General features: G+C 42.3%; 8 protein-coding genes. 3 read left to right on the forward strand and 5 right to left on the reverse strand.

Annotation, left to right across the window (positions count from 1 at the left end; translation table 11 throughout):
* Positions 1-294: 294 nt before the first annotated feature.
* Positions 295-1,515: a hypothetical protein gene (locus tag DWW91_RS27255; protein ID WP_122329426.1), complete on the reverse strand. Its 1,221-nt coding sequence runs from the start codon at positions 1,513-1,515 to the stop codon at positions 295-297.
* A 379-nt stretch (positions 1,516-1,894) separates the two neighbouring features.
* Between DWW91_RS27255 and DWW91_RS27260 the strand changes: the two genes are divergently transcribed.
* A complete protein-coding gene (locus DWW91_RS27260; protein ID WP_007654165.1) occupies positions 1,895-2,902 on the forward strand; it encodes an alpha/beta hydrolase in 1,008 nt (335 codons plus the stop codon).
* Here DWW91_RS27260 and DWW91_RS27265 read toward each other — a convergent pair whose 3' ends face one another.
* Positions 2,903-4,288, reverse strand: coding sequence for a protein kinase (locus DWW91_RS27265; RefSeq protein ID WP_122329427.1), 1,386 nt, complete (start codon positions 4,286-4,288; stop codon positions 2,903-2,905).
* A gap of 141 nt (positions 4,289-4,429) precedes the next feature.
* Here DWW91_RS27265 and DWW91_RS27270 point away from each other — a divergent pair, with 141 nt between their 5' ends.
* Positions 4,430-5,917, forward strand: a complete 1,488-nt coding sequence (locus DWW91_RS27270) for a capsule assembly Wzi family protein (RefSeq protein ID WP_122329428.1) — start codon at positions 4,430-4,432, stop codon at positions 5,915-5,917.
* A gap of 2 nt (positions 5,918-5,919) precedes the next feature.
* Here DWW91_RS27270 and DWW91_RS27275 read toward each other — a convergent pair whose 3' ends face one another.
* The gene (locus DWW91_RS27275) at positions 5,920-6,657 is read right to left on the reverse strand and encodes a 1-acyl-sn-glycerol-3-phosphate acyltransferase (RefSeq protein WP_044215226.1); all 738 of its coding nucleotides are present in this window, start codon (positions 6,655-6,657) and stop codon (positions 5,920-5,922) included.
* 139 nt (positions 6,658-6,796) lie between these two features.
* On the opposite strand from DWW91_RS27275, the gene DWW91_RS27950 reads away from it, so the two are divergent.
* Positions 6,797-6,967, forward strand: a complete 171-nt coding sequence (locus tag DWW91_RS27950; protein WP_007654169.1) for a hypothetical protein — start codon at positions 6,797-6,799, stop codon at positions 6,965-6,967.
* Positions 6,968-7,047: 80 nt separating this feature from the next.
* Here the strand turns inward: DWW91_RS27950 and DWW91_RS27280 are convergent, their stop codons facing one another.
* Together DWW91_RS27280 and DWW91_RS27285 are read right to left on the reverse strand one after the other, a co-directional pair.
* On the reverse strand, positions 7,048-7,365 hold the full coding sequence (locus DWW91_RS27280) for a DUF3467 domain-containing protein (protein ID WP_007654170.1): 318 nt from the start codon (positions 7,363-7,365) through the stop codon (positions 7,048-7,050).
* Between the two features lie 385 nt (positions 7,366-7,750).
* A complete protein-coding gene (locus DWW91_RS27285; protein ID WP_233584594.1) occupies positions 7,751-8,527 on the reverse strand; it encodes an endonuclease/exonuclease/phosphatase family protein in 777 nt (258 codons plus the stop codon).
* Between the last annotated feature and the right edge of the window lie 116 nt (positions 8,528-8,643).

Here is an 8,643-nt window from a genome sequence, read left to right on the forward strand (position 1 = left end):
CCCCTATTTACATTCTCTTGGACGAAATTTATTTCATGGATGTTTCATGATATTTTATTTTAATAATATAAATGAAATCTATTTTTACATGACATATATTCCAACTAGCACTATAGTCTCTCCTGACATAGCATAGCTATCCTTGTTCAGACAGCTCCTTTTTTGACCACTTACAAGAACTTTTCGCAATCACCTTTCAGCATAAAACACCTAAACATCAAGCATTTAAAAGAGCATAAAAGCTAAAACTTGACTATAAAAAGTCTCTGGAGAAAACAACCGACATAATTTCTTTTATTTCTGTAACCAGCGATTTAGATGATTGCCCGGAGACACGACAACGAACTTATAGAACTGCGATGCCGGTAAAACCTGCAGATCGACCGTATAACTTTTCACGCCGGCCGGAAGTTCTGCGAGCTTAGTCCACTCATCCTTTCCGCCTTCCCTGAACTTATTAGCGGAAGCGGCATAGACTGTGACCGGGGCATTTCCTGTATAGGATTTCCAGGACAACTCCACCGTATTATCATAAGGCAGGGTTTGCAAATCATAAATATCGGTCTGCCCGATAAACGGCATGCCGTCCTGCTCCCAAAGTACAGCCTGCGGAATTTTAAATCCCATATAACGGCAAATGGAAGGAGCGATATCCGTGATAGCCAGGGAGCCTTTTGTAAAATGACTGTTTACAGGGATATTGGTCGAAATCCAGGTAGTACGTTCGCGCCAGGACTGCCCCCCGTGACCGTGACCATTCTCTCCGCGTCCGTGATCGGTGGTAACAACAACCATCCATTCTTCATCAAAGTTTGCTTCGCGGTACTTGACGGCTTCCCAGATACGGGCAACCTGATTGTCGGCCTTCCGGACATATTCGTCGAAGAAAGCCCCGTTCCCGGCAATATGTCCCGCGTCGTCGGTGTACCACAGATAAACCCAGCTCAGGTCGGGAGCCTCTTTACGGATACCTTCTGCGGCATCCTTCGATATTTGTTCATCTATATCGAAGATATGCAAATCCTTTTCCTTTTTAGGGAAACGGACTGTATCCAGGTCGTAACCGTCTTTTACATAATCTATTTTAAGATTGTTTGTTTCCTTCTTCCCTTCCCCGATCAACACGGTACGGTTATCCGTCCAGCTGGAATAAATAGCTGTTTTATACTCTTTGGGTTGTTCTTTCGCGATCCTGAAGATAGTCCAGTAGTTATAATTGGGTTTCAGGTCCGAATTGCCGCCCACATTATGCTTATTAAACCAAGTAGATGTCAGCAAATTGGTATATCCGATCGCCGAGATCGTAGCGGTCTGGGAATATCCTCCTATCTCACCTCCGGTATAAGCCCTGCCATAGGCTCCCCTCGATGCTATATCAAAAATCGCCGGAGTATGCAGTCTCTCGATCTGGTCGGCAGGAACCCCGTCGATGATTATATACACTGCCTTCTTCGTCTTGGCAAACAAACCGGTGCAACACAGCACCATCAGTAACAAAGAATAAAAACGTCTCATAACTATCTTCCCTTATTGATCATTAATGAAGTCCTAAAAGTACACAATTATTTTATTTAATGAAATAAAGAGCAGCATAAATCAAACTAACCGGAAAGACTTGACTCTTTAGCTTGTTTGTCATAGACTTTTCGTATTTTCCTGCCTTATTCTATTTCTTTTGAGCAGGCTCAAAATCAATTTTTAGCTTGCTCATATTTAATTTCCAGCATGCTCAAAATTAAATTCATGCATGCCGGAATGAATAAAAAGACAAGAGGAAAGAACTAAATAGTAATATAGAAAAGATTAAAATACGATGTCTTCCGTTCTAATTGTTTACCTACCTTTGTGACCGGAACAATGATATACCCGTCGCGGTTATAAAAGGAAAACGATTATGAGACGCAAACTTTATTTTACATCTTTACTTATTCTACTGGCAGCCAGCCTGTATGCCCAATATATACCTGATGTACTGGGAGACGGATACCTGCGTCGTACTTTTCAAATGCCCGACGATTACGAAGGGAAAGTGGTCTGTACGCTGGTCAAGAAGCCTCAGTTGCCCGATGTAAAACAGGCGGTCCTGTATATTCATGGTTACAACGATTACTTTTTTCAGAAGCAACTGGGCGATAGCGTGAATGCACACGGTTACAACTTCTATGCGATGGACCTGCGAAAATACGGGCGTTCCATCCTCCCCAACCAGAATCCGTTTTTCTGCAAAAGCCTCACGGAGTATTTCGCAGATATCGATACGGCACTGGCAACCATACATTCGGAAGGGAATGACAGGATCCTGTTGATGGCGCATTCCACGGGAGGATTGATCACACCATTATACCTGGATAGTAAAAAGGATAACCTTCCGGTCGACGGGTTGATATTGAACAGTCCTTTCCTCGACTGGAACTTCGGATGGTTTATGGAAAAGGTCGCTATTCCGGCTGTGGCATTTATAGGGAGATTCTTGCCGAACCTGACCGTACAAGGCTATGGCATTGCATCTTACGCACACAGCCTGTTGAAGCAGTTCAAAGGAGAATGGGAATACGATACAAACTGGAAGATGATTAACGGGCATCCTAAAAAGGCTGGCTGGATAAAGGCTATTCAGGAAGGGCAACGAAAAGTAAGGAAAGGCCTGCACCTGGATTGTCCGGTTCTGGTCATGTCGTCCGACAAGTCATATCCGGAGACTAAAGAATGGCATAACGAATATCTATCTTCCGACATAGTACTGGATGTACACGATATCCAGAAGTATGCTCCGAAGCTGGGAGAGTATGTGACCCGCGACACGATACCGAACGGCATCCATGACCTGATACTCTCCGAAAAAGAATCCCGCGACCACACCTACCGGACGGTTTTCGACTGGATGAACCGGAAAGGCTTCTGATTATTTTCTTCCGAGAGCCGAGATATGTTGCTTCATCTGGTTATTCATATCTTCCAGAATGTAACGGTTGACATAACTAAAGCTAAAACGGAAAAAGTAATCGCGTAACGTCCCGGCATTGGCGGGAGAAGCCAGGCTATGCAGATGGTTCAGCGCGATAAAAGTATACCCCTCACGGGAGATGCGGTTGTAAAACTCAATTTTAGTCCGGTCCAGTGCGATAATATCCCCGTCGCTTTCGGCGAAACCGTTCATCGCTTCCTCCCAGGTGATCTGCGTACGTTCTTCGTAAACGGCCCAGCGGTACACATCCTTGCCGTTTACCTTTTCGGGCAGTGTGTTCGAATGGTGAACCAGGATATAGTCGTTCCGCATATCGCTGTCACTGTGAATCCAGATATCCAACACCTTATATTGTGCTGAGTTATCGAACTTGATATATCCGTTCTTGCATATCTGAGGAGAAAAGACATTCCGTTCCACATCCGTGAAATAGATCAGGTTGCCGCCAAAGAAGTCTTTTCTGGAGACAAACTCGGAAAAGAGTTTTATGATCTTTGCCTGGTCCGAACAATGGACAAACTCGGGAAGTTCCTTAGGAAAGTTCTTTCGGCAGATCAGGCTGAACTCTTTCAATAATTCACTCGGATCACGTTCTTTCTGGATCTCTACAAAAGCCAATATCTCATCCACCGAACGGAAGCGCCGGCTGTTATCCTGTGTCAGACAACGTTCCACGATCTGGTCATACAGTTTCAATGCCGGGAAAACCTTGCTTATGCCAGCGTCGTTGCTGGTATTTCCGAATGCATACCATTGCAACACCTCTCCGATCGCGGTGATATCTGAATAACCGGCATCGTTATTCTCCAGGATAGAGACATCCGTCAGGACAAAATCATTATGATCGTCCACCAAGATATTACGGGGAGTGATAGCTCCATGGCTGATTCCCATGCTATGCAGGAACTGTACGGTGTTCGTCAGGAAACGGAACAGCTTCAAGAAAGTATCCATCGAAAGTATACTCCGGTACTCTTCCAACGAACATTTATACAATTTCATCACAAGGACCGGTATTTCTTCCCCTTCGACAGTCACGATATCAAAGTCGGCATACTGGACAATGTTATTTCTTGTCTCCAGAAGCGATATTTCCAGATATCTTGCTTTAAGTTTATTTAACCACTTCCCTTTTCTTGAGTCATCGCCATTAAACAAAAAGAATTTCAAGGCAACATCTTTTCCATTCATTCTCGCTTTGAAGACTATGCCTGCCTCATTCCTCCCTAAAGGTTTGGAATCTAACTGACATTCCCCCAAAGATAATGAAATTCTATACTTTTCAGCATCAAGAAATTCAAACAAAAGTAGCTTATCATCCATATCAAACGTTGTAAATCAAGCAGTGACAACAAAGATACAATTATATTTGTATTTTTATAATGCTTAAGCTTCTTTTTTAAATGAGTCTCTTGAAGCATTATATTTATCATTACCTTTGTTGCGGACAAAAAAGTAAATTAAATGAAAGCCTTACATATTATATTAATAGGAATAAGTTTGCTTAGTATTTCTGTTCGCAGTTATTCCCAGATCAACAAGATACAAGATTCCACAATTTATAAAGCCGAGCTGTTCAGTTCGGCAGCAACCGGTTCGAACACCCCGTTCTGGATGGTCAGCAACCGCTATGGAGTTGTTCCGTTGGATGCAGGAAACGGGCTTTTGAATGCAGGAGTTTTTCATAACCAGCATTTCGGTTCGAAGTTCTACTGGGGCGCAGGGTTGGATCTCGTTGCAGCCGTACCACGCCACCGTAATGTTTTCATTCAACAGGCTTATGCGGAAATAGGATACAGAAGCATGCTGCTCAGCATTGGAAGTAAGGAACGGTATAATTCGTTATGGGACCGTAACCTGAGTTCGGGTGATATGACTCAATCGGCTAATGCCCGTCCTATCCCGGAAATTAATATCAGTATGCCTGAATTTACATTAGTTCCCTTAACAAAAGGATGGCTACAGGTGAGAGGTGATTTTGCCGTAGGTAAGTCATTCGATACCGATTACCTGAAAGATTTCGCCAACTCGAAACAGACTTATGTGAAGAATGTATTATGGCATCATAAATCCTTCTTCTTCCGCATTAAGGACACAGAAAATAATTTTCCTTTATCCTTCACAGCCGGTGTTCAGCATTTTGCCCAATGGGGAGGTACTTCCACTAATCCTAGAATCGGCAAGCAACCACAATCTTTTAAAGATTTCATAAGAGTAGTTTTCGGACAAAAGGGTGGCGACGACGCAACAGCATCCGATCAGATCAACGTACTGGGCAGCCATTACGGTTCTTACGATTTCAAATTAAGTTACACACAAAAGGACTGGGGAGGACATTTTTATTATCAACATTATTTCAATGATAAGTCGGGGATGGAGTTTGCCAATAAAACGGACGGCTTATGGGGTATTCAAGTCGATTTACCGACTATTCCCTGGCTAAATAAAATTGTAGCCGAATATCTGGTAACAATGAATCAAAGTGGACCGATGCACTTTATCACATTCGACCGTGATAAATGGAAAGGCGGCCGCGGAGGTGGAAACGATGATTATTATAATAATGGAGAATACCGGACTGGTTTTTCTTATTTTAACCGTGGAGTAGGTTCACCGCTGATTCCCGCACCGGAATATAACACAGACGGTACTTTAGGCTTTGAGAACAATCGTGTTAAAAGCTGGCATTTCGGCGCAGAAGGCAATATTAACGCACTCCTGTCCTACCGCGTATTATTCACGGCAATGAACGGTTGGGGGACCTCTTATATCCCATACCTGAATAAGAAATACGGAACTTCCAGCCTGGTCGATATCAACTACACGCATCCCCGGTTAAAAGGATGGCAGTTTACCGGATCAGTTGCAGCCGATACCGGAACGATGCTGGGCAAGAGTGTCGGGTTCAGTCTGGGTGTAACCAAGACTGGTCTATTGAAAGCATGGAACTAATTTCACTTATACTTCTCCCATAAGGCAGAAGCAATGATCGCCTGCGTCCGGTCTGCAAATTGCTGCATCCCTTTATGGGAAGGGTCCATATCTTCGGTTGAAATAGCCGGATGAATGATCATCTCCATTTTATGCCGGTGCACATTCAGCGATCCGATCGGCAAAACATCAAAAGGTCCGTTCAATGTAATCGGCACAATCGGCAAATGTTGATCGAGAGCCATCTGGTAAGCGCCTTTTTTAAAACGGATCATTTTCCCGGTATAGGTCCTTGAACCTTCCGGAAAGACAACAACAGAGGCACCGTTTTTGAGACACCGTTCCGCCTCCTGCACACTGCGGGCTGCTGCTTTAGGCGTAGAATTATCCACAAATATAAAACCAGCAGCACGACAGGCGGCTCCCACAAAAGGAATCTTTCCGATACCAGCCTTCATCACCCACTTGATCGGGACGCCCAGAAAACCATAAATAAGAAAAATATCAAATGCCCCCTGATGGTTTGAGACAAACACGTATGATTGTTTACGATCTATATTTTCCCGACCTCTTACTTTTACGGGACAGAGTGCCAGATAACATGTCAGCCGGGACCAGATCATACCCGGATAATAAGCAAAAATCTTTTCTCCCCCCAGCAAACAACCAGCGATGACAGTTAAAGCTGTAACGATCGTGAGCACCAGAAAGACAGGCACAAAAAACAGCCATAAATAAACCAAGTAAAGTATTCGTATCATATATAACTGTATTGATCCTACAAATATAACCGCTAAATTTGATGGATTCATTATTTTTATTCTAAAATATTTTTGCAATCGGGTTATTATTACTTTATTTGCGGTAGAAAAGAAAATTATTATAAAAACATCTATAACCATGAGCGAATTAGTCAAAAATCTTGGGGTAATCGTACTCCTAATCGGTGTAATCATCCTTGCTGTACCGGCTATTACCGGAGGTGTAACCAACACTATCCTTATCGCAGGTTTGGCAGTTATCATCCTTGGTTACGTCGGTCACATTGTTATCAACAAGAAGATGGAGTAACACACACAAGCTTCAAAAAATTAAAAAGGGATCGTTTCTGATAATTGAAACGATCCCTTTTTAGTTTAAAACACGATAAATCAGGCTTCCCCCTGAACGCCTCCCATCGGTGGAATAAAATCTTCAAAATTAGCCGTCTTATTTCCTCCTTTCAACTGTTCTTCATATTTTGCCAGGTTATCCTGCAATGCAAAAAACAAGCGCTTCGCATTATCCGGAGTCAGGATCACACGACTTTTCACCTGTGCCTTCGGAGCTCCCGGTACCACACGGATAAAGTCGAGTATAAACTCTGATGTTGAATGTGAAATAATTGCCAGGTTTGCATAAGTACCCTGTGCCATTTCTTCTGACAGTTCTACCTGTATCTCGTTAGAAGGTTTGTTATTGTTCTCCATTTTCTTTATGTTTTATGTTTAACAAATCGAACGCAAATATACTGATATAAGAAGTATCCATGAAATATATTGGAAATAAAAAGGGCCACCTTCACAGGCGACCCTTTTCCAGTTGTGTTTTTAATTCTCAATTCTTTAGACCAATGTAAAAAAAATACCTTATTGTGTTTAATATTTATTATCCTGACTTTTAGGCTAAGGTTTTTTCTGTTCAGACGTATATCTACATTCAGAACGATACAAAGATACAAACTGTAGAAAAAAACACCAAACACAAATTAGTCATTAACTAATATTCCTCCGATAATTAACAAAATAAAACACATATAAAATAGGTTATAAATAGATTTACTCCGAAGTGCATTCCATTACAGACCAATATTTTCTATTTAATTACCAAAGTTGCAATAACCGGACAATGATCGGACGGATACAGATGATTAAGTGTATCTGTAAGTACACCGTTAGTCAAAACCTTTATGTCTCCTTTCATGAAAATATAGTCGATCCATTCTCTCTTTTCAAGAGGAATACGTCCGTAGTCATGGAAAGTCCATTCCGGGCCATATTTCAAATCTGCCACTTCACGGGTATGGATCACATGGCGCGGATCGCTTTTATCTGTCAATACTTTTATCGGATCATCATCCGGAGTCGCATTAAAGTCGCCTGTAACAATAACCGGTAAGCCTTTAGATAGCTTATGTGCTTCTTCAAGCACTAAAGAAGCTCCCTCATGGCGGGCTACTTTTCCCATATGATCCAGATGAGTGTTCAGGAAGAAAAACTTTTTCCCGGATTCTTTATCTTTAAAGATACCCCAGGTAGCAACACGTTCGCAAGCTGCATCCCAGCCTTTTTTACCTACGGCATTCATATCTTCGGCCAACCAGAAATTACCACTGTCTTCAAGTTCGAAACGGTCTTTTTTATAGATAATCGGAGCATATTCACCTTTGGTCTTTCCATCTTCCCTACCAACACCGACATAGGCATATTCCGGCAGACGTGTCAAAAGATCCGTAAGCTGGTGATTCAATACTTCCTGCGCTCCAAAGATATCCGTATTATAAAATTTAACCAGATTAGCCGCTAAATCCTTTCGGTTACTCCACTGATTATCTCCGTCAGCATTCGTATCCATACGAATATTGAACGTCATTACCTTCAAAGGAGCAACCGGCTGTTTAGCCGACAAAAAGCCTGCAAACAATAATACAGACAGAATTGATTTTTTTAGAGTTCAGACAAAACAAAAGAGAGCACTTGTATAGATAC

Source organism: Parabacteroides sp. AF17-3 (assembly GCF_003635445.1).
Classification (GTDB): domain Bacteria; phylum Bacteroidota; class Bacteroidia; order Bacteroidales; family Tannerellaceae; genus Parabacteroides; species Parabacteroides goldsteinii.

Coding starts and splice junctions, on each gene's coding strand:
- DWW91_RS27285 (WP_233584594.1), bottom strand. CDS start 8,527: ATGACGTTCAATATTCGTATGGATACGAATGCTGACGGAGATAATCAG.
- DWW91_RS27950 (WP_007654169.1), top strand. CDS start 6,797: ATGAGCGAATTAGTCAAAAATCTTGGGGTAATCGTACTCCTAATCGGT.
- DWW91_RS27265 (WP_122329427.1), bottom strand. CDS start 4,288: ATGGATGATAAGCTACTTTTGTTTGAATTTCTTGATGCTGAAAAGTAT.
- DWW91_RS27275 (WP_044215226.1), bottom strand. CDS start 6,657: ATGATACGAATACTTTACTTGGTTTATTTATGGCTGTTTTTTGTGCCT.
- DWW91_RS27270 (WP_122329428.1), top strand. CDS start 4,430: ATGAAAGCCTTACATATTATATTAATAGGAATAAGTTTGCTTAGTATT.
- DWW91_RS27280 (WP_007654170.1), bottom strand. CDS start 7,365: ATGGAGAACAATAACAAACCTTCTAACGAGATACAGGTAGAACTGTCA.
- DWW91_RS27255 (WP_122329426.1), bottom strand. CDS start 1,515: ATGAGACGTTTTTATTCTTTGTTACTGATGGTGCTGTGTTGCACCGGT.
- DWW91_RS27260 (WP_007654165.1), top strand. CDS start 1,895: ATGAGACGCAAACTTTATTTTACATCTTTACTTATTCTACTGGCAGCC.